We start from the raw sequence: 24569 nt of genomic DNA, 5'->3' as shown, positions 1-24569 counted from the left end.
ACACCCCATGGCCTACAACATCGTCGCGATCGCCGGCAGCCTGCGCAAGGACAGCTTTTCGCTGAAGATCGCCAACGCGCTGGCAAAGCTCGCGCCGGCCTCGCTCAAGCTCGAGGTCGTCACGCCGGCGGGCATCTCGTTCTTCAACCAGGATCTCGAGGGCGCGCCGCCGGCCGACTGGCTGGCCTTCCGCGAAAAGCTCCAGAGGTCTGACGGCGTTATCTTCGTCACCCCCGAATACAATCGCGCGATCCCGGGTGTTCTCAAGAACGCGATCGACGTCGCCTCGCGGCCCTACGGCAAGAGCTCGTTCAACGGCAAGCCGGTCGGCATCGTCTCGAACTCGCCGGGCCCGCTCGGCGGCGTCAGCGCTGCCAAGACGCTCCAGAACATCCTGCCGGGCATCGCCGGCCCGATCATGCAGCAGCCAGAGATCTATCTGAACGCAGTCGGCGACGCTTTTGATGCCGACGGCAATCTGGCCAAGGACTCGCTGAAGGGTGTGCTCCAGGCCTATATCGACGCCTTCGCCACGCACGTCGCAAAGCACCACGGCTGAAGCCGACACCCAAGTCTTCGTCATGCCCGGGACAACCCCGGGCACGACGATTGGTGGTTCGGGCAGGAGCCGCAATTAGCACTCCCTTAACCAACCTGTCCCATCTTCCCAGGATGGTCTCTCGCGCGCGCCTGAAATCGATCCTGACCGGCCTTGCCCTCTATGCGATGGCGGCCGCCATCGTCGGCTATTTCGGCGTCAATGCCTACACCGGCAAATACGGCCTCAATGCGCGTCAGGAACTCGACCAGGAGATCATCGCGCTGACGAGCGAGCTGGCGCAGCTCAAGCGCGAGCGCGCCAGGAGCGAGCAGCGCGTCTCGTTGCTGCGCACCTCGCGGATCGATCCGGACATGCTCGACGAGCGGGCGCGCTTCCAGCTCGACTATGTCAATCCGCACGATCTTGTTCGAATGATCCCGGCGAAATAGCGCCGACCGCAATTTTCGAAAAACACGTCCCAAAGTCGTAGATCTGGAACGGGACGGCCGCCTTGACGGCAGGGCCGCAACGGGCTCATGGCTTCCGCCGCTGCCGCTCCAAGTTGACGCAGATCAACCGTGCCGTGCGGGCACAGCCTAGACTGCCATCCGGAGGAAACAGTGATGAATGGGCCAATGTGCCGGCATCACGCGGCCCGTGTCGAGGCCGCCATCGCGTCAGGCCAGGCGGCACGGTCCGCGCTCGTGGCCTCGTGGCGCCGTTCCTCCAGATTGCACCATCTCGATCCCGCCGGCCGTACCTCGCCGATGCGGCTGACAGAGGTGGAGCTGCACCAGGCGCGCGAGCGAATCGCGCCGCTGCTGGCCGCCGCGCAAGGCGCGATGGACCGGCTCTATCAGGCGGTTGGTGCGAGCGGCTGCTGTGTGCTGCTCGCAGACGGCGAGGGCGTGCCGGTCGACCGTCGCGGCACACCGGCAGACGATGCCACATTCCAGTCCTGGGGCCTGTGGACCGGTGCGCTCTGGAGCGAGGAGCATGAAGGAACCAATGGCATCGGCACCTGTGTCGTCGAGCAGCGTCCGCTGACGATCGACCGCGACCAGCACTTCTTCACGCGCAACACGCTTCTGAGCTGCACCGCGGTACCGATCTACGACCATGAGGCGGCCTTTGCCGGCGTGCTCGACGTCTCCTCCTGCCGGGCCGACCGCACCGATGCGTTTTCCAATCTGATCGCGCTGGCGGCATGCGAGGCGGCGAGGCGCATCGAGGCTGATCTGTTTCGCAGGGCTTTCGCCCACGCCCGCATCGTACTGACGCCCGCTGCGGACGGACAGTGCAGCGGCCTCGTCGCAGTCGATGCGGACGATCTCGTGATCGGCGCCACCCGCTCCGCCCGGGTGAGCCTCGGGATCGCGCCCGGCCGGCCGTTGCAGCCGGTGCCTGCGGCGGATCTGTTGGGCGGCGATACCGCGCGCGACCACCTCGCCGGCGGTCAGCGCGCGGTGCTGCAGCGGGCGCTCCTGCGCGCCAGTGGCAATGTGTCGGCGGCCGCCAAGGCCCTCGGCGTCAGCCGTGCCACGCTGCACCGGAAGCTGAAGCGGTTCGAGCTGAACCACTGAGCCATCGCGTCTCCCGCCTTCAGTGGCGCTGCACCACCTGTCGCAGAACTGCGACAGGTGCGCTCCTCCATCGCTCCCGCCCGGGCTGACAACAAACGCCTCCCGCATCATCGTCGGCGCAAGTCGCGACCACGCGACGAATTGCGCAAACAGCAAACATCGGGAGTGATCAATGAACAAGGTGGAATTCCTCAGCGTCACCAAGGTTCCCTTCGCCGAACGCTACGACAACTTCATCGGCGGCAAGTTCGTCGCACCGATCTCGGGCAGATATTTCGACAATGCCTCGCCGGTGAACGGCCAGATCGTCTGCAAGATTGCGCGCTCCGACGCGCAGGATGTCGAAGCCGCCCTCGACGCGGCGCATGCCGCCAAGGACGCCTGGGGCCGCACCAGCGTCGCCGAGCGCGCCGCGGTCCTGAACAAGATCGCCGACCGCATGGAAGAAAACCTCGAGCGGCTCGCGATCGCCGAGACCTGGGACAACGGCAAGCCGATCCGCGAGACCCGCGCCGCCGACCTGCCGCTCGCGATCGATCACTTCCGCTATTTCGCCGGCGTGGTGCGCGGCCAGGAAGGTTCGATCGGCGAGATCGATCACGACACCATCGCCTATCACTTCCACGAGCCGCTCGGCGTGGTCGGCCAGATCATTCCCTGGAACTTCCCGCTGCTGATGGCGTGCTGGAAGCTCGCGCCCGCGCTCGCGGCCGGCAATTGCGTCGTGCTCAAGCCGGCTGAGCAGACCCCGGCTTCGATCATGGTCTGGGCCGAGATCATCGCCGATCTGCTGCCGCCCGGCGTCCTCAACATCGTCAACGGCTTTGGCCTTGAAGCCGGCAAGCCGCTCGCCTCGAGCCCGCGGATCGCCAAGATCGCCTTCACCGGCGAGACCACGACCGGCCGGCTGATCATGCAATATGCCAGCCAGAACCTCATTCCGGTCACGCTGGAGCTTGGCGGCAAGTCGCCGAACATCTTCTTCAGCGACGTCGCCGCCGAGGACGACGATTTCTTCGACAAGGCAATCGAAGGCTTCGTCATGTTCGCGCTGAACCAGGGCGAGGTCTGCACCTGTCCGAGCCGGGCACTGGTCCACGCCGACATCTACGACCGCTTCATGGAGCGGGCGCTGAAGCGCGTCGCTGCCATCAAGCAGGGCGATCCGCGTGCCGCCGACACCATGATCGGCGCACAGGCTTCCGGCGAGCAGCTCGCGAAAATCCTCTCCTATATCGATATCGGCAAGCAGGAGGGCGCCAAGGTGCTGGCCGGCGGTGGTCGCGCCGAGCTCGGCGGCGATCTCTCCGGCGGCTTCTACGTTCAGCCGACGGTGTTCGAGGGCCACAACAAGATGCGGATCTTCCAGGAAGAGATCTTTGGGCCCGTGGTCTCGGTCACGACCTTCAAGACCGACGATGAAGCGCTCGCGATCGCCAACGACACGCTCTACGGCCTGGGCGCCGGCGTCTGGAGCCGCGATGCCAATCGCTGCTACCGCTTCGGCCGGGCGATCCAGGCCGGGCGGGTCTGGACCAACTGCTACCATGCATACCCTGCGCATGCGGCCTTCGGCGGATACAAGCAGTCGGGTGTCGGGCGCGAGAACCACAAGATGATGCTCGATCACTACCAGCAGACCAAGAACCTCCTGGTCAGCTACAGTCCGAAGAAGCTCGGCTTCTTCTGATCGTGCAGGGGAGGGCGGCGCTGTTCCGCGCCGCCCGTTCCGAATGGCGGGACTTAATATGGCCCCACGCTTCTTGACCGGGCCCACGAATCTGCGCAGGCGGCGTCCGCGCATGGATTTGTTGCCCGATCGGCGCCAAAGATTTTGCAATATTACGATCACGTTGCAGTGCGGCATAATGAAAGTCGTGCCATGCCGCCGCGGTGCTTTCCAACGGCGTTTGACTTGGGTTAGAGAGGGCTGAAGTTTTCTCTGACCCGGAATTCCCATGGCCGCACCCAAGAAAGCCGCCGCAAGCACTGCACAGGACAAGACCGACGGCGGCTCGCCCCCGGAATTCACCAGGGAGCAGGAGCTCAAGGCGCTCCGCGACATGCTCCTGATCCGGCGGTTCGAGGAAAAGGCCGGCCAGCTCTACGGCATGGGTGCGATCGGCGGCTTCTGCCATCTCTATATCGGCCAGGAGGCCGTGGTGGTCGGCATGCAGATGGCCCTGAAGCAGGGCGATCAGGTCATCACCGGCTATCGCGACCACGGCCACATGCTCGCCACCGGCATGGACGCCAACGGCGTCATGGCCGAGCTCACCGGGCGCCGTGGCGGCTATTCCAAGGGAAAGGGCGGCTCCATGCACATGTTCAGCAAGGAGAAGCACTTCTACGGCGGCCACGGCATCGTCGGCGCCCAGGTTTCGCTGGGCACCGGGCTTGCCTTCGCCAATCACTATCGCAGCAATGACAATGTCAGCGTCACCTATTTCGGCGACGGCGCGGCCAACCAGGGCCAGGTCTATGAGAGCTTCAACATGGCGGAGCTCTGGAAGCTGCCAGTGATCTACGTCATCGAGAACAACCGCTATGCCATGGGCACGTCGGTCTCGCGCGCTTCGGCGCAGCAGGATTTCTCCAAGCGCGGCGCGTCCTTCAACATCCCCGGCCTCCAGGTCGACGGCATGGATGTCCGCGCCGTGAAGGCTGCCGGCGACGAGGCTGCCGCCTGGTGCCGCGCCGGCAAGGGACCGATGATTCTGGAGATGCAGACCTACCGCTATCGCGGCCACTCGATGTCCGACCCTGCGAAATACCGCACGCGCGAGGAGGTCGAGAAGGTCCGCCACGACCAGGACCCGATCGAGCAGGTGCGCAACCGCCTGCTCGCGGCCAAGGTCAGCGAGGCCGATCTCAAGGCAATCGACGCCGAGGTACGCGACATCGTCAACGCGTCCGCCGACTTTGCCCAGCATGATCCCGAGCCGGATGCCGCCGAGCTCTGGACCGACGTTTACCGCTAAAACGCGCGCAAGCTTTCTTTTGGAGTCGATATGCCAATTCAAGTGCTGATGCCCGCGTTGTCGCCCACGATGGAAAAGGGCAACCTCGCCAAGTGGCTGAAAAAAGAGGGCGAGACGATCAAGTCCGGCGACGTCATCGCCGAGATCGAGACCGACAAGGCCACCATGGAGGTCGAGGCGACCGATGAGGGCACGCTCGGCAAGATCCTGATCCCCGAAGGCACCGCCGACGTTGCCGTGAACACTCCGATCGCGACCATCCTTGCCGATGGCGAGAGTGCCTCCGATCTCGCCAAGGCGCCCGCGCCACCCGCCGCCGCAAAGGCCGAGGCGCCCGCGCCCAAGGCGTCTGAGTCCAAGGCTTCTGAATCCAAGGCCGCTCCGGCGCCGCAGGCTGTCGCCGAGCCCGATCCCGAAGTGCCCGCCGGCACCGAGATGATCACCCAGACCATCCGCGAAGCTTTGCGCGATGCCATGGCCGAGGAAATGCGCCGTGACGCCGACGTGTTCGTGATGGGCGAAGAGGTCGCCGAATATCAGGGCGCCTACAAGGTCACGCAGGGCCTCCTGCAGGAATTCGGCGCCAAGCGCGTGATCGACACCCCGATCACCGAGCATGGCTTTGCCGGCGTCGGCGTCGGCGCCGCCATGACCGGCTTGAAGCCGATCGTCGAATTCATGACCTTCAACTTCGCCATGCAGGCAATCGACCATATCATCAACTCCGCCGCCAAGACGCTCTACATGTCCGGCGGCCAGATGGGCTGCTCGATCGTGTTCCGCGGACCCAACGGTGCCGCTGCGCGCGTCGCCGCCCAGCACAGCCAGGATTACTCGGCCTGGTACTCCAGCGTCCCGGGTCTCAAGGTCGTCGCACCGTTCTCGGCCGCCGATTACAAGGGCCTGCTCAAGGCCGCGATCCGCGATCCCAATCCCGTGATCTTCCTCGAGAACGAGGTGCTGTACGGCCACACCGGCGAGGTGCCGAAGCTCGACGATTTCGTGATCCCGATCGGCAAGGCGCGCATCGTGCGCGCGGGCTCCCATGTCACGCTGATCTCCTGGTCGAACGGCATGACCTACGCGCTCAAGGCCGCCGACGAGCTCGCCAAGGACGGCATCGAGGCGGAGGTGATCGATCTGCGCACGCTGCGGCCGATGGACACCGAGACCATCATCAACTCGGTGAAGAAGACCGGCCGCGCCGTCACGGTGGAGGAGGGCTGGGCCCAGAGCGGCGTCGGCGCCGAGATCGCCGCGCGGATCATGGAGAACGCGTTCGACTATCTGGATGCGCCTGTGACCCGCGTGTCCGGCAAGGACGTGCCGATGCCCTATGCAGCGAACCTGGAGAAGCTCGCGCTGCCCTCGGTGGCCGAAGTGGTCGAGGCCGCCAAAGCCGTCTGCTACAGGTAGACCCATGGCGGGCCCGAAGGAGCAGCCGTTGCCACCCGACGTCCTCGCCCGTGATGATGCGGTCGAGATCCTGCGCGTATTCGTGCTGGACGGCGGGTTGTCGATGGCGTTCCAGCGGGCCTTTGAAGAGCCCGACATGTGGGGCCTGCTGCTGGTCGATCTCGCCCGCCACGCCGCGCGCGCCTATGCGCGCGAGAGCGAATTTACCGAGGACGACGCCTTGAACCGGATCCTCGAGATGTTCCAGGCCGAGATCGAGCGTCCCACAGATACCGGCACCACGACGCCGCGCGGCAGGGGACACTGACTATGGCGATCGAATCCTACCACTTCGATTTCATGCTGGAGGCGATCCGCGAGGCGGAGGCCTCGATCGCGCAGGGCGGCCTGCCGATCGGTGCCGTCCTGACGCGCGACAACAAGATCATCGCCCGCGGTCACAACAACCGCGTGCAGGAGAACAACGTGATCCTCCACGGCGAGATGAGCTGCCTGCGCGAGGCTGGCGTGATCTCGTTCCACGACACCGTCATGTATTCCACGCTGTCGCCATGCTCGATGTGTGCCGGCGCGCTCGGTTTGTTCAAGGTCCAGCTCGTGGTGATCGGGGAATCCGTCACCTTCGAGGGATCGAAGGACATCCTCGACAAGTTCGGCATCCCCTGGATCGATCTTGCGGACGACCGCTCCATCACCATGATGAAGAACTGGCGTTCCAATCCTGCCAATGAGCGCCTGTGGCAGGGCGACATCGGCAACTAAACCTGGTCTGTTCGTCCTCGCTTCCGGGGACGACATTTTGAGAAGTTCTTCGTGAGGTCAGCATGCCCATCAACATCCTGATGCCCGCTCTTTCGCCGACGATGGAGAAGGGCAACCTCGCCAAGTGGCTGAAGAAGGAAGGCGACAAGGTCAAATCCGGCGACGTCATCGCCGAGATCGAGACCGACAAGGCGACCATGGAGGTCGAGGCCATCGACGAGGGCACGATCGCCAAGATCCTCGTGCCCGAGGGCACGCAGGACGTTCCCGTCAACGACGTGATCGCCGTGCTCGCCGGCGAGGGCGAGGACGTGAAGGCGGCGGGTGCCGCCAAGCCCAGCGCTTCGGCCGCGCCGCCGAAAGCTGCTGAATCACCGGCTCCAGCGGCAGCGCCAGCCGCGCCCAAGGCGGCGCCGCAGCCAGCCGCGGCACCCGCGCCGCAGGCTGCCGCACCGGCTGCTCAGGGCAACGGCCAGGGCGGCCGCGTGTTCTCCTCACCGCTGGCGCGGCGTCTTGCCAGGGAATCCGGCATCGATGTCGCGATGGTGACCGGCACCGGCCCGCACGGCCGCGTGGTTGCGCGCGACGTCGAGGAGGCCAAGTCCGGCAAGGGCCTCAAGGCGCCTGCCGCGGCGCCGTCCGGTGCCTCCTCGATCGCGCCGACCATGTCGGACAAGCAGATCCTGTCGCTGTTTGAGCCGGGCTCCTACGAGGTCGTCCCGCATGACGGCATGCGCCGCACCATCGCGCAGCGCCTGACCGCGTCGATCCAGAACGTGCCGCACTTCTATCTCACCATCGACTGCGACATCGGCAAGCTGCTCGCCGCGCGCGAGGAGATCAACGCCGCCGCGCCGAAGGACAAGGAAAAGAAGCCGCTCTACAAGATCTCGGTAAATGACTTCGTCATCAAGGCGATGGCGGTCGCGCTGCAGAAGATCCCGAACTGCAACGTGAGCTGGACCGAAAGCGGCATGGTCAAGCACCACCATTCCGACGTCGGCGTCGCCGTCGCGATGCCCGGCGGCCTGATCACGCCGATCATCCGCAAGGCCGAGACCAAGACGCTGTCGACCATCTCCAACGAGATGAAGGATTTTGCCGCGCGTGCACGGAGCCGCAAGCTCAAGCCGGAAGAATACCAGGGCGGCACCACCGCCGTCTCCAACCTTGGCATGTTCGGTATCAGCCACTTCACCGCCGTGATCAACCCGCCGCATGCGACCATCCTCGCGGTCGGCACCAGCGAGGAGCGGCCCGTCGTGCGCGGCGGCAAGATCGAGATCGCGAACATGATGAGCGTGACCTTGTCCTGCGATCATCGCGCCATCGACGGCGCGCTCGGCGCCGAACTGATCGGCGCGTTCAAGCAGCTGATCGAAAACCCCGTCATGATGATGGTCTGACGCCGCGCGAGGGGACCGGGTTGAATGCGAACACGCTGGCCCTGGATCGCGATGCTGCTGTCGATCATCATCCTCGTCAGCCCGATCGGCACCGAGGTGCTGCACGACGCGTTCTTCAGCGGCGAGCAGCTTTCGCGCAATATCGCCCAGCCGGTCGCGTTCATCGGCTTTGCGGTTCTGATCTCGATCTGCCTCATCGAATGGCTGATCAGGTCGATCGTTTCGAAACGCCGCGCTCGCGGCGCAACCGGTTGAGTTGAATGGGAGCCGCCATGGCCGACACATCCTTCGACGTCATCATCATCGGCTCCGGTCCCGGCGGCTATGTCACCGCGATCCGCGCCGCCCAGCTCGGTTTCAAGGTCGCGATCGTCGAGAAATCGTATCTCGGCGGCATCTGCCTGAACTGGGGCTGCATCCCGACCAAGGCGCTTCTACGCTCCGCCGAAATCTACCACTACATGCAGCACGCCAAGGATTACGGCCTTTCGGCCGAGAAGGTCTCGTTCGACCCGAAGGCGGTGGTGCAGCGCTCGCGCGGCGTCTCGAAGCGGCTCAACGACGGCGTCGGCTTCCTGATGAAGAAGAACAAGGTGAGCGTGATCTGGGGCGCGGCCTCGATCGACGCGCCCGGCAAGGTCACGGTGAAGAAGTCCGACGTCGAGGGACCCAAGGGAGCGCTGGGCGAGGGGGCCTACCAGGCCAAGCACATCATCGTCGCTACCGGTGCGCGGCCGCGCGTGCTGCCGGGGCTCGAGCCTGACAAGAAGCTGATCTGGACCTATTTCGAGGCGATGGTGCCGGAGAAGATGCCGAAGTCGCTCCTTGTCGTCGGCTCCGGCGCGATCGGCATCGAGTTCGCGTCGTTCTTCCACACCATGGGCTCCGATGTCACCGTGGTCGAGGTGCTGCCGCAGATCCTGCCGGTCGAGGACGCGGAGATCGCCGGCTTGGCCCGCAAGCGCCTTGAGAAGCAGGGCATCAGGATCATGTCCTCGACCAAGGTCACAAAGCTGGAGAAGAAGGCCGACAGCGTCGTCGCCACGATCGACGACGGCAAGGGCAAGCCTGTGACCACCGAGTTCGAGCGCGTAATCTCGGCGGTCGGCGTCGTCGGCAACATCGAGAATCTCGGTCTGGAAAAACTCGGCGTCAAAACCGACCGCGGCTGCATCGTGATCGACGGTTACGGCAAGACCAACGTCCCCGGCATCTACGCCATCGGCGACGTCGCCGGCCCCCCCATGCTCGCGCACAAGGCCGAGCATGAAGGCGTGATCTGCGTCGAGGCCATCAAGGGCCTGCACCCGCATCCCATGGACAAGCTGATGATCCCGGGCTGTACCTACTGCCAGCCGCAGGTTGCTTCGGTCGGCCTCACCGAGGCCAAGGCCAAGGAGAACGGCCGCGAGATTCGCGTTGGCCGCTTTCCCTTCGTCGGCAACGGCAAGGCGATTGCGCTCGGCGAGGACCAGGGCCTGGTCAAGGTCATCTTCGACAAGAAGACCGGCCAGCTGCTCGGCGCCCACATGGTCGGCGCTGAAGTCACCGAGCTGATCCAGGGCTACGTCGTCGCCATGAATCTGGAGACCACGGAGGAAGAGCTGATGCACACAGTCTTCCCGCATCCGACGTTGTCGGAGATGATGAAGGAAGCCGTGCTCGATGCGTATGGACGGGTGCTGAATATTTGACGACCTCCGTCGTTACGCTCGCAATGACGGGCAGCAAGACCTGTTTGCAGAATAAGAAGGAAACCACCCCATGCACGACAACGACAACCTGACCATCGAGCGCCCGACCTTCGTCACCCATCTCGAATGCGCGATGGAGGGCGATCACTACGCTGCCGACCAGGTCCATAATCTCTCCAAGGCCGGCAAGCCGCTCCTCGTGCGCTACGACCTCGCGGGTGTGAAGAAGGCGCTGACCAAGGACGCACTCGCCCAGCGCCCCGCCGACATGTGGCGTTACCGCGAGCTGCTGCCGGTGCGCAAATGCAAGGACATCGTCTCGCTTGGCGAGGTCACGACGCCGCTGATCCGGCTGCCGAAGCTCGGGAAGAAGCTCGGCGGCGGCGAGATCATCGTCAAGGACGAGGGACGGCTGCCGACCGGCTCGTTCAAGGCGCGCGGCCTCGTGATGGCGGTATCAATGGGCAAGGCGCTCGGCATCAAGCACATGGCGATGCCGACCAACGGCAATGCCGGCGCGGCGCTCGCGGCCTACGCGACGTCCTGCGGCATCAAGACCACGATCTTTTGCCCGGCCGATACGCCGGAAGTGAATGTCAGCGAGATCGAGCTGCAGGGCGCGACCGTCTACCGCGTCAACGGCTACATCGACGATTGCGGCAAGATCGTCGGCGAGGGCAAGGCCAAGGTCGGCTGGTTCGACACCTCGACGCTGAAGGAGCCGTACCGCATCGAGGGCAAGAAGACGATGGGCCTCGAGCTCGCCGAGCAGCTCGGCTGGGACGTGCCGGACGTGATCTTCTATCCGACCGGCGGCGGCACCGGCCTGATCGGCATGTGGAAGGCCTTTGATGAGCTCGAGAAGATCGGCTTCATCGGCTCGAAGCGCCCACGGATGGTCGCGGTGCAGGCCTCGGGCTGCGCGCCGATGGTGCGGGCCTATGACGCCGGCACCGAGCATGCCACGCGCTGGGAGGATGCCCACACCATCGCATCGGGCATCCGTGTGCCGCAGGCGATCGGCGATTTTCTCATTCTGCGCGCCGTGCGGCAGAGCAAGGGCTTTGCCATCGCGGTCGACGACGACAAGATCTCGGCGGCCCTGAACGAAGTCGCGCGCGAGGAGGGGCTGCTGCTGTGCCCCGAAGGCGCCGCCACCTACGCCGCCTATAAGGACAGCCTTGCCGACGGCCGCGTCAGCAAGACCGATCGCGTGATGCTGTTCAACTGCGCCACCGGACTGAAATACCCGCTGCCGCCGGTCGCCCGCGCGCTCGATCGCCACAAGCCGATCGATTATTCGCAGTTCTAGCGCGTAATTTCGTCTCTTCACGAATGATCCCTCTTTCCGTACGCGGGGAGAGTCAAAAAACAACAATGACTTCACCGGGGAGAAGACAATGAAGGCCGCCTGGGCTGCGCTGATTGCTGTTCTCGCTCTGACGGGCGCCGCGCGCGCCGACGACTATCCCTCGCATCCCATCACCATCATCGTGCCCTTCGCTGCCGGCGGCCCGTCGGATGCGATGGCGCGTGTACTCGCCGAGCGGATGCGGACGACGCTCGGCCAGCCGCTGGTGGTCGAGAACGTCACCGGCGCCGGTGGCTCGATCGGCGTCGGCCGCGCCGTGCAATCACCGCCGGACGGCTACACGATCTCGTTCGGCCATCTCGGCACCCATGTGGCCAATGGCGCCGTCTACAAGCTCAAATACGACCTCGTTGCCGATCTCGAGCCGGTGGTGTTGCTGCCAAGCAATCCGATGATCATCGTCAGCAAGAACGCGGTGCCCGCGACCTCGCTGAAGGAGCTGATCGACTGGCTGAAGTCGCGGCCGTCGGCGCCGACCGCCGGCACCGCCGGCGCGGGCTCCGGCAGCCACATCGCCGGCGTCTATTTCGAGAACGTCTCGGGCATCAAGCTGCAATACGTGCCGTATCGCGGCACAGCGCCCGCCCTGAACGATCTCATTGCCGGCCAGATCGACATCATCGTCGACCAGACCTCCAACTCCATCAACCAGGTGCGCGCCGGCACCATCCGCGCCTACGCGATCACCGAAGACAAACGCCTGGCCTCGGCGCCCGACATCCCGACCGCAGCGGAGGCTGGGCTGAAGGGCTTCAACATGACGCTGTGGTCCGGGATGTGGGTACCGAAGGGCACGCCCAAGGAAATTGTGACCAAGCTCAATGCGGCAGTCGTGGACGCGCTGAACGATCCCGCGGTGAAGAAGCAGCTCGAGAGCCAGGGTCTGGAGATGACGCCGCAGGACCAGCTCACCCCGGAAGCGCTCGGGGCGCGGCAAAAGGCCGAGATCGCGAAATGGTGGCCGATCATCAAGGCGGCGAACATCAAGGTGGAGTGAGGCGCCTTGCCCTTTCGTTTGCGGCCAAACGACGAGTTGCCTCGCCATGAGGCGGCTCGGTTCGGCTCGGCGCATCACGTCTTGGCTTTGCCGAGCCCCGACAGGGCCGTCTCCAGACATTGAAGGAGAGCCGGCGTGGAGAACGGCTTCGCGAGAAAGCAGATGGCGCCAGCCTTCAGCGCGCGCTCGCGCACGGCATCGTCGGGAAAGGCCGTCATGAAGATGAAGGGCGTGCGGTGACCGAGGCCGCGCATCTGCATCAACAGATCAACACCGCTCATGGCCGACATCTGCACGTCCGCGATCACGCAGGATGTCATGTTCAGTTCGGCTGATTGGAGAAATTCCTGAGCGGAGCCAAAGATGTAGACCGTGTATCCCCGCGACGTCAGAAGATTGTTCGTCGCGAGCCGGACGGAGGGATCATCGTCGATGACGGAAATGACCGAAGGGACTGACAAGATGATCGCTCCTGATCGCGGAGCCGCCGGTCGCGGCGCAACCACCCATCGGAAAGTGGGCTCCCGGAGCGGGATTGAAAAGCATACTTAGGTTTGTGCATTTCCCCCTGTACGCCGGATTCCGAGCGTCTCGGTCATTCTGACGAGATCGGCCAATGACTTCGCGCCCATTTTCCGCATGATCTGCCCGCGATAGATCTTGACGGTGATCTCAGCCAATCCAAGCTCGGCGGCGACCTGCTTGTTCATCAGGCCGGACGCGACCAGGGCCAGGATGTCGCGCTGACGGCTTGTCAGGCCTTCGAAGCGGGACCGTACGCCCGAGAGCGACTTCTCGGCATCGCGCCGCTTGCGATCCCGTTCGATCGCAGCCTGGACCGCATCGAGCATGTCCTGGTCGCGCACCGGCTTGGTCAGAAAATCGATGGCGCCGCTCTTCATGGCCCTGACGGTCATGGGAATATCGCCATGACCGGTGATGAAGATAATGGGCGTGTGAATGTTGGCCCTGGCAAGGTCCGCCTGGAGGTCGAAGCCGCTTGAGCCCGGCAGGCGAATGTCAAGCACAAGGCAACTGGGGACCACCGGCGGTCTGGCTTCCATGATCTCCGCTGCCGAGCCGAAGGCCTCGACCTTGAGGCCGACGGATTGAAAGAGATTGGTGAGCGCACGGCGCATGGACGGATCGTCATCGACGATCATGACGATCGGATCATCGGCGCTCGCCTGTGCCGGCGCCGGCTTGGCGTGGTCGGTCACGACGTGTCCCCATGCGGCAAGGGTAGCGCGATCTGGAATGTCGCACCGCTCCCCTCATTGGGAAAGGCCGACAGCCGCCCTGCGTGTGCCTCGATGATCGACCGGCAGATCGATAGTCCCATCCCCAGGCCGCCCGACTTTGTCGTGAAAAAGGGGGTGAAGATGCATTCCATCCCGTCCCTGCCAAGGCCCACACCGCGATCAGTCACGGTGATGAGCAGGCGGCCGTCGCCGTCCTCGCCGACCTGGCTGGAGCGGATCGACAGCTCGCGCGGTCGGCCAACATTGGCTTCCATGGCTTCGATGCCGTTCATGACAAGATTGATCAGCACCTGCTGGAGCTGGATCCGATCGCCGCAAATCCTGGGCAGACCTGACGTCAATTCCATTCGCACCGACACGGCATGGGTGGCAAGCTCGCGCCGAACGAGGGCCAGCGCCTCCCTGACGACCTGGTTGATGTCGAGTGGAACGACCTCGATCTCGGTCTTCTTCGCAAGCGCCCTGATCCTGCGGATCACCTCGCTGGCCCGATTGGCGTCCTCGACAATCCATTCCACCGAGCGGCGCGCGGCATGCAGATCGGCCGGTTCGCGGTCGAGCCAGCCGATGCAGGCGTCCGCATTTGAGATCACGGCAGCCAGAGGCTGGGTGATTTCGTGGGCTATCGAAGCGGTAAGTTCGCCGAGCATCGTGACTCGTGTGACATGGGCGAGCTCGGCTTGCGCCTTGCGCAGCGCTTCCTCGGCCTGCTCGGCGCGGGTCGCCGCCGTCACATCGCTGCTGACGCCACGATAGCCGCGAAAATGACCGTTCGCGTCGTGGAAGGGCTTGCCGCTGGTGCGCACGTAAATTGGAGATCCGTTGCGATCCCTGCTGCGATAAACCAGGTCGCGAAACGGAAGGTGGGCATCAAGCGCCGCGCGATGCTGCTCCCACTTCTCGGGCTCGAGTTCGGCATCGGGCGTAATGTCCCAACGGGTCAGGCCGATCAGGCCCGTCGGCGCAGCAACGGCCGTATCGGCGTGCTCCGATATTTGGGTGATACGGTGATCTGGCCCGGTCTCCCAAAACCAGTCCGATGCGGTTTCGGCATAGTCGCGGAACCGCTGCTCGGATTCCTTGAGCTCGTCAAATGCCTTTTGCAGCGCTTCCTTTGCGACGAACTGCTCGGTGACGTCGACGTGCGTGCCGATAATTTCCATCACCTCGCCGTCGCTGCCCGTGACGGGATGTCCTTCCGTATGGACACGTCTTATCGAACCGTCCGGACGCACAATCCGAAAGTCAATTTCGAAGGGCTGGCTTTGCTGGACCGCCTGACGTTCCACCTCGACAATTCGCCGAAAGTCTTCGGGAAGGATCCGTTGCTGGAAAGCCTTGGCCGGTACATCGGTCTGGTCCGGATCAAATCCGAACAGGCGGTAGAGTTCAGCCGATCGGTAGGCGAACTCCTGACGATGAACGTTCCAGGCCCAGCTGCTCGTATGGCTGAGGCGTTGGGCTTCGGCCAGATAGGCCTCGCTGCGACGCAGCCTCCGTTCCGCTTCCTTTGCGATCGTGATGTCGGTGACCGCGCCGACAAACTCGATGCGCCCCGATGCATGTCTCACCGCGCGCGCCACGGAATGGAGATATTTGACCGAACCGTCCGGCATCAACAGGCGATACTCGTGGTCGAAATCCTCCGCTTCGCGCGAGGCCCGATCGAGGATCTTGCTGACCGTATCGCGATCTTCCGGATGCATGCGCTGGAATACGAAGTCCAGGGTCGGCTTCACCACCGGATCACATTGGAAGATGCGAAAGGTTTCCCTCGACCAGACGATCTCGCGGGTCGCGAGGTTCAAGCCGAAGCTGCCGGTGCGGCTCAATTCCTGCGCCTGGGCGAGATAGGTCTCGCTCTGCCGCAGCGCATCCTCCGCCTGCTTGCGCTGGGTGATGTTTTCGCAAGCAACCAGCACGATCGCCGTGCCGTCGCCGCGCAGCATGGCCTTGGCGTTTTCACGGACCCAAACGACCGAGCCGTCTTTCCGGATCTTGCGGATCTCCCAAGTATGCGACTGGTCCACGGTTTCCAGGCACAACGCGACACATCGGCGGACGAGCTCGCGATCTTCCTCGAAGAAGACGTTCAGCACGGATTGGCCGGTCAGCTCGGCTGCCGTATAGCCCAGCTGCGCGGCGCCGAATGTATTCACGTTAAGTACCGTTCCGGCCGGATCGATCATGAAGTACATGACCGGATTGTGCTCGAACACCTCGCGCCATTGCTTCACGGCGTCGCGCAGATCGCCGTCTTGCCGGCAGTCATCTCCGACCGCAGGCTTGTCCTTCGCTCCGTTGCCGAAAGATCGAAGCGCCGCAAGGCCGCCGAGCAGGTATTGTGCGGCCGAATTCCCAAATTTCGCGATCTGGCCAGGCATCATCGCAGGCGTCCCGGCTCGCTGGGGCCGAGGCAAGTAGAGCATTTTGCAACAACAGGAGCAATTGGTTCCGCAAGGAGGATCCTGGGCGCGAAGTTCGCGGGCTCCGTGCAGCTTGCGAGTCCTGCGCCGTCTCGTTGCGCTGGCGGTGCAGTTCCGGAAGACTACGGGACAAACCTACGTATAGCTCGCGCATGCCTAGTCATACCGTGCATTTACCTCAGTACAATTGAGCGATGCGTTGCATGCGGACTAGTCTCACGACCAATCGAGCGGAGTCGATTGCGAAGCACAAACGGCCGAATAGCTCGGTGTGCTGCACCCAGGGGCCCTGCGTCCGCCGCCGCCCTGACTTGCCGAGAGGCCGCATTCATTGACGACGTGGGGACCGCGCACCAGGGAAGCCGGACCCACAAGAGGCCAAGAGGAGAGGATCATGTGCGACAAGTCCGAACACTCCGGACGCCGTCCGGCCGAAAATGGCTGCGCTGTCTGTAGCGGGAAGTTTGGCCTCATCCGATATTATTCCTGCCGAACGCCGCTCTGCTCAAGGAAATGTCTCGATCGCTTCAGGGCGCGCCGCGAGCGCGACCACCGATGGCTGTTTCGATTTCAGGCGGCGTGAGGATCGGCCGCCGAATCCGCCCCGTTCGGCAGTTCTGAATCAGGAGGCTGAGTTGAACCGTGCCTGCAAGCTCCTGTTGGCGATCACGCTGCCGCTTCCGGTGATGACGGGAGTGGCGGCCGATGAGCTGGGACAGGGGGATGCACATCGTCATCATCCGCCCCAGGATCGGCTTCTGCACGAGAAATTCTATTCGAGCTGGCATATGCCCGACAATCCGGTGCTCAGCTGTTGCAACGACTCGGATTGCTACCCGACCGAAATACAGTACGTCGATGGCAGGATCTTCGCGCGGCGCCGGGAAGACGGGAAATACATCCTCATTCCGCCCCAGAAGGTCGAGCGAAACAGAGACAATCCCGACGGCCGCAACCATCTTTGCGCGCCGCCGCCGTCCGCTTCTCTGGTCGACACGGTCTACTGCTTCGCGCTGGGAGGTGCCACGTGAGATTCATACTGGTGAACGGCAGAACCCCTTTCCGCAAGACGTCCTGTCTATGGTGCTGCGAGGAGATCAGCGGCAGCTACTTGCGCGACGTCAGGACGCTGCTGCCCTACTGCGACCACGAGTGCTACGCGATTCATCATGAGGCGGTGTCGTCGATCGGGAGGCCCAGGCGAGCGGCGTCTTGAGCGGACAATTGGTCGAGACGATTGGTGCCGCGCCTGCCGGCAGGAGAGGACACGATCTTGAGATTCATGCTCGTCAATCATGGACGACCCAGCCACGGCGCCACCTGCAGCGCGTGCGCCCGGCCATTGGGCGCGAGTTACGTCCGGCATGTGTCCACGCAGCGGCGGTACTGCGACACTGATTGCTACCAGCAGAAGGCCATGGAAATGCTATGGCCTTACCGCAGTTCGTTCGAGGCGGTCACGATGTTGGCGGCCATTTCGAGCTGGAGCTGGATGATGCAGATGGGCGCGCTCTCGCACTCGCTGACCGATGCATATCTGCGCGCGCACAGCCTTCCGACAACGGAAGGAGGTGACGGCTAGCCGAACTATGCTGGCCGCGCAGGGAAGTCGGCCGCAGCCACTGCACCAAGCTTCGCGCCGCGGCCAGCCCCGGCGGTCGCGAGGCTAGGGCGCGGGGGCTGCGGTCGATGCCGTTGGTGCCGCGCTGACTTCTTGCGTCGTGACGCGCTGCTCGGATTTCGCCGTGGCAAGGCCGCTGCCCTCGAATCTTGCGCGGTAGACCAGCACGTTCTCGATCACGCGCTGGACGTAGTTGCGCGTCTCCGACAGTGGGATGCGCTCGACCCAGTCGACCGGGTCGACCTTGGGATCCCTGGGATCGCCGCGCGCCTGTACCCATTCGCGCACCCGGCCGCGGCCGGCATTGTAGCCGGCGAAGGTCATGATCTGGTTGCCGCGATATTCCGACAGCAGCGCGCTGAGCTCGGCCGCGCCCATCTGCGTGTTGTAGACGGGATCGGAGACCATCTTGTCCCAGTCGTAAGTCAGGCCGAAACGTTTGGCGGTGTCGCGGCCCGCTTCCGGTGTGACCTGCATCAGTCCGACCGCGTTGGCGGCCGACTTGTCGCGCTGGTCGAACGAGCTTTCGGTGCGCGCCACCGAATAGATCACGCTGGTCTCGATCGCGGGCGCCACCTGCTTGTGCTCGGGGATGCCGATCGTCGGGAAGGCGTAATGGTCGAGCGCCAGCCCGCGCGCCAGTGCCGATTTGCCGACCTCCAGCATGACGCGCGCATCATTGCGACGGCCGGCGAGCTCGCCGAGCGCCTCGAGGGCTGCGACGTCGGTGCTCTCCTTGGCGAAATCCTCGGCGTAGTAGAACACCGTGTCGCGCTCGCCGATCCCGTAGAGCATGTCGGCGGCGCGCACGCGATCGTCGGCGGGAGGCGAGTCGACTGCGGCCAGCACGGGTGAGGGCGGGCGCAGCTCGATGCGGTCGAGGCCGAGCCTCGCGCGGGCGAGCTGGCCGTAATAGGCCGTCGGATAGCGCGCCGCCGCCTGATAGCTCTGGCGCGCGTCGGTCGATGCGCCCATCGCTTCTGCCGCACGACCGCGCCAGTAATTGGCGCGCGAGAGTGCAAGCGGATTGGCCGAGCCCTCGTCGATCGCGGCGAAGTGCATCATCGCCGTCCTGGGATCGTCGAGATAGCGCAGTGCGATCCAGCCGCACATGAAGTGATAGTCGACCCGGTAGACCTCCATCGCCGGCACCGCCGCCGCGCGCACCACGTCGTAAGCGGTCTTGAACTTGCCCTGGTCGAGCAGCTTTCGCGCCAGCAGACGACGCTCGCGCCACCAGGCATCGGTGTCCTGTGCCGCCATGGTGTCGGGCGCGGCGGCCAAAATCACCTCGGCCGCGTCGTCGATACGGTCCTTCTGGAGATGCCATTGCGCACGGCACAGCACATAGCCGAGATCGCGGCGCGCCTCGGCAGAGACGTCCTCGAGATAGTCCTTGGCCTTGTCGGCCTTGCCGGTGACGGCGGCGCAGGCCTTGACGATCGCGAGCGCATCCTCGCCGAGCCGTTTTGCCGCGCGCCTTGCGCCGGCATAGTCCTTGGCGCCGAGCCGCTTGTCCATGCGGGCGCGATGATCGTCCGCGGTCAGCAGATCGCGGAAGGCCTCGTAGGAATCTACTTCGCCACGCTCCGACAATTCGTCCGTGCGCCAGGCCTCGCGGACGAGACGCGCGGCCCTGTCGGCGTCGCCCTCGGCGAGCAGCACGCGGGCGAGCGCGAACTTGCCCTTGGCGCTGGTCGGGCGGTCCATGGTGAATTTGTGCACGGTGGCGGCGTCGGTCTTCTCCTGCCACAGCCGCGCCTCGGCGCGGCGGCGGAGCAGGGCGCTGCTCGGCCAGTCCGGATTGGCGGCGAGGAAGGCGGCGTAGCGCTTGAAGTTCGCCGTGCTCTCGGAGTGGCGCAGCATGAACCAGTCGGCGACCTTCTGCCCGGCGGGATCGGCAATGCGGTCGCGCGCGGCGGTCGCATCGTCGGTCTTGCCCCTGCGCGCGAGGTCGATGGCGTCCTTCAGCGCGGCGAGATCGCCGGTCAGCGGCGGCGGCGCCGGCTTGTCCGAGGGCTCGTCGTGGGTCTTCTTCGACTTGCGCCGGGCCTCGGCATGCTTGTTGTGTTTGCCGGCCGCAGCATGGCGCTGCTTGCCGGCCCTCGCCTCATGCGTCTTCTTCGACGCGGACGATTTGTGACTGTTCTTCGCCGCCAACTGGGTGGGAAGGAGGGCCATCGCGGCCACGGCAACGACACACGCGAGCGAGCGTAGGCACTGGTTCATTCCGTGGTCCCCCCTGCGAAACCAGTACAAACCAAAGTCCGCGACGACATTCCGCTGGAGAATCAAAACGTCGCCAAAAACGATGACACGACATCGTTTCGCATTCCTCACGCTCCCGCAACAATGCGGCAAAATGCGGATGGAACGCGGGAACCTGTGCAACGGGGGATAGAGCGGATCCGTTAAGCTTTGTTAACTGATAGGGCTCGCGCGACGGTTGCGGGCGGCTCTTGGCTCCACAGAGGGGCCGATTGTGCGTGTTCCCTGGGCCAAATACGGTGTATTGGGTTCCATCGCCGTCCTCCCAGCCCTTTGCCCCGCGCCCATGCCGATTTTCAACCAATCGATCCGGCGCAAAATCGTCGGGATCGCGCTCGGACTGATCGTCCTGATGGTCGTCACCGCGATCCTGTCGATGGTGATGTCGAGCCGCGTCGGCCAACTCCTCGATGAGCTGACCGCACGGTATATTCCGGCTTACGGCCATCTGGCGCGGTCCAATGTGCGTTCGCTGGAGCGGGCGCTGGCGATGCGGCGCATGGTGATCGCAAAAATGCAGACGCCGCCGGACGAGGCGGGCTTTGCCGCGCGGCTGAAGTTCTTCCGGGACACGGACTCCCAGGTCGAGCAGGAGGCCGAAGCCGCGCGAAAGCTGATCAACGCGATCATCGACGATGAGAGCACGCCGTCGGACAATGCCGCACTCGCCCGGATCGAGACGCGCATCGAGAATGCCGTCAATGAGCTCCGCAGCGAACTCGGCGAGGAGGACGCCAAGCTGCTCAGGCTGCTCGATGCCAGGGACTTTGCGGCCGCGCGCGATGTGCTTGTTCATGTGGACGCGCTGCGCGATCTCTTCACCCAGCGGATCGACGCGATCCGCGCCGACATGCTCTCCCAGGTGTTCGTGAGCACCTCGCGCGTGATCCGCCATCAGCGCCAGGCAATCATCGTTTCGGGCATCGTGACCGTCCTCGCAGCGGTCGTCGGATTTGCTTTCGCGCTCCTCGTCTCCAGCGGTATCACGCGGCCGGTGCGCCTCTTGCTCGCCGGCACCCGCGAAGTCGAGGCAGGCCGTTTCGACAAGACCATCAGCGTCTCGACCCAGGACGAGATCGGTGAGCTCGCTGCCGCCTTCAACCGCATGGTCGAGCAGTTGCGCCAGAACGAGCGCATCCGCGAGACCTTCGGCCGCTACATCGATCCCAAGGTGGTTCAGGGCCTGATCGACCGGCCGGAGGTCGCCATCGACGGCCAGCGCCGGGTCATGACCATCATGTTCTGCGACATGAGCGGCTTCACCTCCATGAGCGAGGGAATGACCCCGCGCGGCCTCGTCAAGGTGATGAACCACTATTTTACGGTGATGTCCGGTCCGATCCGGAGTCACCGCGGTGTCATCGACAAATATATCGGCGACGCCATCATGGCCTATTGGGGCCCACCCTTCATCGAGGAGGACGAGCCGGCCGTTCTGGCCGGGCTTGCCGCCATCGACATGGCCGACCAGGTGCCCGCGCTGCAGAAGCAATTGCCGGATCTGCTGGGCATCCGCGCTATGCCGGTGCCCTGCGACCTGCGGATCGGCATCGCCACCGGCGAAGTCCTGACCGGGAGCATCGGCTCCGAACTGATGATGAGCTACACCGTGATGGGTGACGCCGTGAACCTCGCCTCGCGGCTGGAAGCGGTCAACAAGACCTATGAGACCCGCATCCTGATCTCGCAGGCGACGGCGGATGCGATCGGATCGAGCTTCGAATTGCGCGAGGTCGATCGTCTTGCCGTTGCCGGCCAGAGCACGGCCCAATCGATCTTCGAGGTGATGGGCAGGGCAGGCGCGCTCACGGCCGCGCAAGACAGCCTCCGTGCGCATTATGCCGAAGGCCTTGCGGCCTATCGTGCCCGGCGCTTTGACGACGCCCGCATCGCCTTCAACGCGGCGCTCGAGGCCGTCCCCGGCGACGGTCCCTCGCGAACGCTGCTCGGCCGCATCGCGCAATTCGATGCAAGTCCGCCGGAGCAGGGATGGGACGGCGCCTGGCGGCTGGAGCAGAAATAGCAGGCTTCACGGGAAAAATTGCTTCTGCTCGATAACGATGTTCGCCGTGACCTATTTCCCGGGCTTAGGTTTGACGTCCTTGAGGCGTTAGACGGGGACACGCCGATGACCGAACTTGAGAACAGGCTGGAACGGTTCGAGACGCTCACCGCCGAATGCGAGCTGATCGCCAAGCTCGCTACCGACGGCACCAAGCGCGAGTTTTATCTGAAGCTTTCGGAGCAGTACCGCCAGCTCGCGGTGGACATGCGGCAGGCGATCGCGACCAAGGCTGCGGCCTGAGACCGCAATCCGTTCTTAATGATTGGCGCGCATCCTCAATGCGGATGCGGGATGAACGCTTGCGTTTCTCCGCTGCGTACATGCCGGCGCTCGTTGCGGTGCAGCGCGCCGCGTGAACATTGTTTTGTCGTGCCTCACAGGGCGATCCCATGCGCCTCCTTGCGATCATCATGTTCGGGCTCATGACGGCAGCCTGCAACCAGGAGCAGGACATCACCGGCTCGACTCCGGTCTGCGCGATGCGGAACCACAGCTCCTACAATCCCCGCGACATGAGCCAGTGCGTGGCCGCCTGCAAGGCGTGCGACCACGGCAACACGGTCACCTGTTCCACCTCCTGCACCCTCAAGGGCGCGCACTGAGCCTCGCACTGGCGCGGCCAGCCGACGGTGCCTTGGCACCGGAACGATTCACTTGGATTGATCATTGAGGTGGCTGGCAGGACGCGGAGTCCGTTGGAATGGGTATGCTCGATCCCGGCCGGTTTCTGGTGTCATGCTCGCAATGCGAAGCCTGGCCGATGGCGGCCAATGTGAAACGTTCAAGCTGGTCGGCGTCGCCGCATGAGGTCCGCTTCGTGTGCCCGCGTTGCCGCCGCGAAGAGACCGCGATCGTCTCCGCCTCCGGTGAACTGACGCCGATCCGGCGCCTCGACATCCTGCCGCGCGACGTCGCCAAGGCCTGGGCCCTGGCGCAGCGCCCGCGCGGGCGGACATAGGCCGCCGCGATCCGGATTTGGAACCCGCCCGTTCCCGAGGAGTTTTCGCCTCGACGTCAACGCATCGAGGCCGTGCGAATGATCAGCGAGCATTTCGACACCCGTACACGGATCAACATGAAGCTGGCGCTGGACCGGGTCTGCCGCCATCGGCCTGCCGGCGAGGATCACAGCTTCCGCCGGTCGGTCGCCGAAAACATCATCCGCTGCGCGCTCACGGGCAGGACCGGCATCGGCCAACTCGTCGATGCCGGCGAGCGGGCGACGATCAGGACGCACTCCGAGAGGGAGCCCGCGTGACGCTGTTGGCGGAATTCATCCGACACCTGTGGTAGGATGACAGCCAAGAGATTACTCAAGAGATTGCTCAGAGATCATTCATGGCACCTTTCATCCTGCCGCCGCACGCCGGCCGTTTCCGTCTTCACCCGGTCGCGCCGCGCCTTGCACCGATGTTCTGCTTCGCGCTGCTGACGGTGTCATGCGCGCTGGCGAGCCTTGCCCTTGCCTGTGCGACGCCGTTTGCGGCGTTTGCCGTCGTCGCGGCTGCGCTACTGCCGTTGCGGCCGGCGCTGCTTGTCGTCACCGGCGCCTGGCTGATCAACCAGACCATCGGTTTCGGCGTGCTGCACTATCCCATCGACGCCAGCACGGTCGCGTGGGGCTTTGTCATCGGTGCCGCAGCGCTGCTTGCGACAACCGTGGCGTCGGCCGTCCTCCGCATGCTGCCGCAGGGACGTACGCCGCTGATGCTGGCGATCACGCTCGTTGCGGCCTATGCAGCGTATGAGCTTGTGCTGCTCGCCGCGACGCCGGCCCTGGGCGGAGAGGGCGCCTTCACCGCCGCCATCGTGACGCGGATCGGACTAACCAGCGGCGTTTGGCTTGCCGGCCTCGTCGCCGTTTGCGAGATCGTTCGCCTGGTCGATCCGTTCGGGCGCAAGGGTGCGATGTCGGCTTGAGCGCCGGTGCGTTCGGCTTTCGCGCAGCCGCGACGGAGCGAAGCGCAATAGGCCAACGAGACCTTGGATTGCCCGTCGGGCAAAACACCTGACTATTTTGAAGCGTGCTGCCGTCAACCCACCCGGGCTAACATATTCTTCTTTACCGAAATTCGGTTTTGACGTATGTGTCGCCCATCCCGGCTCATCCTTGAGGGGCGATCTTGTGGTCGTCATGTTCGCGAGCCGGGCTTGCGGTGGACGCGGCAGCGTCGG

General features: G+C 64.4%; 25 protein-coding genes. 21 read left to right on the top strand and 4 right to left on the bottom strand.

Going from position 1 to position 24569, the window contains the following annotated elements:
• Window positions 1-7 precede the first annotated feature (7 nt).
• The 13 genes from JQ572_RS33655 (at window position 8) to JQ572_RS33595 (ending at window position 12752) form a co-directional block, all read left to right on the top strand.
• Window positions 8-559 carry an NADPH-dependent FMN reductase gene (locus JQ572_RS33655; RefSeq protein WP_211387140.1) on the top strand — a complete coding sequence of 184 codons (552 nt, stop codon included), beginning with the start codon at window positions 8-10 and terminating at the stop codon, window positions 557-559.
• 113 nt (window positions 560-672) lie between these two features.
• Complete coding sequence (locus JQ572_RS33650; protein ID WP_211387139.1) at window positions 673-990, top strand: FtsB family cell division protein; 318 nt, start codon at window positions 673-675, stop codon at window positions 988-990.
• Window positions 991-1164: 174 nt separating this feature from the next.
• Complete coding sequence (locus JQ572_RS33645; protein WP_211387138.1) at window positions 1165-2124, top strand: helix-turn-helix domain-containing protein; 960 nt, start codon at window positions 1165-1167, stop codon at window positions 2122-2124.
• Between the two features lie 172 nt (window positions 2125-2296).
• On the top strand, window positions 2297-3814 hold the full coding sequence (gene adh / locus JQ572_RS33640) for an aldehyde dehydrogenase (RefSeq protein WP_211387137.1): 1518 nt from the start codon (window positions 2297-2299) through the stop codon (window positions 3812-3814).
• 268 nt (window positions 3815-4082) lie between these two features.
• Window positions 4083-5105 carry a pyruvate dehydrogenase (acetyl-transferring) E1 component subunit alpha gene (gene pdhA / locus JQ572_RS33635; protein ID WP_211387136.1) on the top strand — a complete coding sequence of 341 codons (1023 nt, stop codon included), beginning with the start codon at window positions 4083-4085 and terminating at the stop codon, window positions 5103-5105.
• A 30-nt stretch (window positions 5106-5135) separates the two neighbouring features.
• Window positions 5136-6521 (top strand): pyruvate dehydrogenase complex E1 component subunit beta, encoded by a 1386-nt coding sequence (locus JQ572_RS33630; protein ID WP_211387135.1) that lies wholly within the window; start codon window positions 5136-5138, stop codon window positions 6519-6521.
• Between the two features lie 4 nt (window positions 6522-6525).
• Window positions 6526-6828 carry a DUF5076 domain-containing protein gene (locus JQ572_RS33625; RefSeq protein WP_211387134.1) on the top strand — a complete coding sequence of 101 codons (303 nt, stop codon included), beginning with the start codon at window positions 6526-6528 and terminating at the stop codon, window positions 6826-6828.
• Between the two features lie 2 nt (window positions 6829-6830).
• A complete protein-coding gene (locus JQ572_RS33620) occupies window positions 6831-7283 on the top strand; it encodes a nucleoside deaminase (protein ID WP_211387133.1) in 453 nt (150 codons plus the stop codon).
• A gap of 62 nt (window positions 7284-7345) precedes the next feature.
• Window positions 7346-8689, top strand: coding sequence for a pyruvate dehydrogenase complex dihydrolipoamide acetyltransferase (locus tag JQ572_RS33615; protein WP_211387132.1), 1344 nt, complete (start codon window positions 7346-7348; stop codon window positions 8687-8689).
• Between the two features lie 24 nt (window positions 8690-8713).
• Entirely contained in the window at window positions 8714-8944 is a 231-nt protein-coding gene (locus JQ572_RS33610; protein WP_211387131.1) for a hypothetical protein, read from the top strand.
• A 17-nt stretch (window positions 8945-8961) separates the two neighbouring features.
• Window positions 8962-10383: a dihydrolipoyl dehydrogenase gene (lpdA, locus tag JQ572_RS33605; RefSeq protein ID WP_211387130.1), complete on the top strand. Its 1422-nt coding sequence runs from the start codon at window positions 8962-8964 to the stop codon at window positions 10381-10383.
• Window positions 10384-10453: 70 nt separating this feature from the next.
• Window positions 10454-11695, top strand: coding sequence for a threonine synthase (locus JQ572_RS33600; protein WP_211387129.1), 1242 nt, complete (start codon window positions 10454-10456; stop codon window positions 11693-11695).
• An 88-nt stretch (window positions 11696-11783) separates the two neighbouring features.
• The gene (locus JQ572_RS33595) at window positions 11784-12752 is read left to right on the top strand and encodes a tripartite tricarboxylate transporter substrate binding protein BugD (protein WP_211387128.1); all 969 of its coding nucleotides are present in this window, start codon (window positions 11784-11786) and stop codon (window positions 12750-12752) included.
• Window positions 12753-12826: 74 nt separating this feature from the next.
• On the opposite strand, the gene JQ572_RS33590 is transcribed toward JQ572_RS33595, so the two are convergent.
• The 3 genes from JQ572_RS33590 to JQ572_RS33580 all read right to left on the bottom strand — a co-directional run bounded on the left by JQ572_RS33590 (window position 12827) and on the right by JQ572_RS33580 (window position 16401).
• Window positions 12827-13213, bottom strand: coding sequence for a response regulator transcription factor (locus tag JQ572_RS33590; protein ID WP_211387185.1), 387 nt, complete (start codon window positions 13211-13213; stop codon window positions 12827-12829).
• Window positions 13214-13300: 87 nt separating this feature from the next.
• Window positions 13301-13972, bottom strand: a complete 672-nt coding sequence (locus JQ572_RS33585) for a response regulator transcription factor (protein WP_211387127.1) — start codon at window positions 13970-13972, stop codon at window positions 13301-13303.
• Window positions 13969-16401: a PAS domain-containing sensor histidine kinase gene (locus tag JQ572_RS33580; RefSeq protein WP_211387126.1), complete on the bottom strand. Its 2433-nt coding sequence runs from the start codon at window positions 16399-16401 to the stop codon at window positions 13969-13971. Before JQ572_RS33580 ends, JQ572_RS33585 begins: the two co-directional genes overlap by 4 nt.
• Before the next feature lie 476 nt (window positions 16402-16877).
• Here JQ572_RS33580 and JQ572_RS33575 point away from each other — a divergent pair, with 476 nt between their 5' ends.
• Together JQ572_RS33575 and JQ572_RS33570 are read left to right on the top strand one after the other, a co-directional pair.
• Window positions 16878-17471, top strand: a complete 594-nt coding sequence (locus tag JQ572_RS33575) for a hypothetical protein (RefSeq protein ID WP_249129675.1) — start codon at window positions 16878-16880, stop codon at window positions 17469-17471.
• Window positions 17472-17713: 242 nt separating this feature from the next.
• Window positions 17714-18022 (top strand): hypothetical protein, encoded by a 309-nt coding sequence (locus JQ572_RS33570; RefSeq protein WP_249129673.1) that lies wholly within the window; start codon window positions 17714-17716, stop codon window positions 18020-18022.
• Window positions 18023-18106: 84 nt separating this feature from the next.
• On the opposite strand, the gene JQ572_RS33565 is transcribed toward JQ572_RS33570, so the two are convergent.
• The gene (locus tag JQ572_RS33565; protein ID WP_211387125.1) at window positions 18107-20290 is read right to left on the bottom strand and encodes a lytic transglycosylase domain-containing protein; all 2184 of its coding nucleotides are present in this window, start codon (window positions 20288-20290) and stop codon (window positions 18107-18109) included.
• 325 nt (window positions 20291-20615) lie between these two features.
• Between JQ572_RS33565 and JQ572_RS33560 the strand changes: the two genes are divergently transcribed.
• The 6 genes from JQ572_RS33560 to JQ572_RS33535 all read left to right on the top strand — a co-directional run bounded on the left by JQ572_RS33560 (window position 20616) and on the right by JQ572_RS33535 (window position 24314).
• On the top strand, window positions 20616-22352 hold the full coding sequence (locus JQ572_RS33560; protein ID WP_211387124.1) for an adenylate/guanylate cyclase domain-containing protein: 1737 nt from the start codon (window positions 20616-20618) through the stop codon (window positions 22350-22352).
• Window positions 22353-22457: 105 nt separating this feature from the next.
• Window positions 22458-22634, top strand: a complete 177-nt coding sequence (locus JQ572_RS33555; RefSeq protein WP_211387123.1) for a hypothetical protein — start codon at window positions 22458-22460, stop codon at window positions 22632-22634.
• 149 nt (window positions 22635-22783) lie between these two features.
• Window positions 22784-22996, top strand: a complete 213-nt coding sequence (locus JQ572_RS33550; RefSeq protein ID WP_211387122.1) for a hypothetical protein — start codon at window positions 22784-22786, stop codon at window positions 22994-22996.
• Window positions 22997-23094: 98 nt separating this feature from the next.
• Entirely contained in the window at window positions 23095-23352 is a 258-nt protein-coding gene (locus tag JQ572_RS33545; RefSeq protein ID WP_211387121.1) for a hypothetical protein, read from the top strand.
• 78 nt (window positions 23353-23430) lie between these two features.
• Complete coding sequence (locus JQ572_RS33540; RefSeq protein WP_211387120.1) at window positions 23431-23652, top strand: hypothetical protein; 222 nt, start codon at window positions 23431-23433, stop codon at window positions 23650-23652.
• An 80-nt stretch (window positions 23653-23732) separates the two neighbouring features.
• The gene (locus JQ572_RS33535; RefSeq protein WP_211387119.1) at window positions 23733-24314 is read left to right on the top strand and encodes a hypothetical protein; all 582 of its coding nucleotides are present in this window, start codon (window positions 23733-23735) and stop codon (window positions 24312-24314) included.
• Window positions 24315-24569: the final 255 nt, after the last annotated feature.

It is taken from the genome of Bradyrhizobium sp. SZCCT0153 (assembly GCF_018129995.1).
GTDB lineage: Bacteria > Pseudomonadota > Alphaproteobacteria > Rhizobiales > Xanthobacteraceae > Bradyrhizobium > Bradyrhizobium japonicum_G.
Note: the sequence above shows the minus strand (reverse complement) of the source record. Positions and strands in the feature narration are given on the sequence as shown.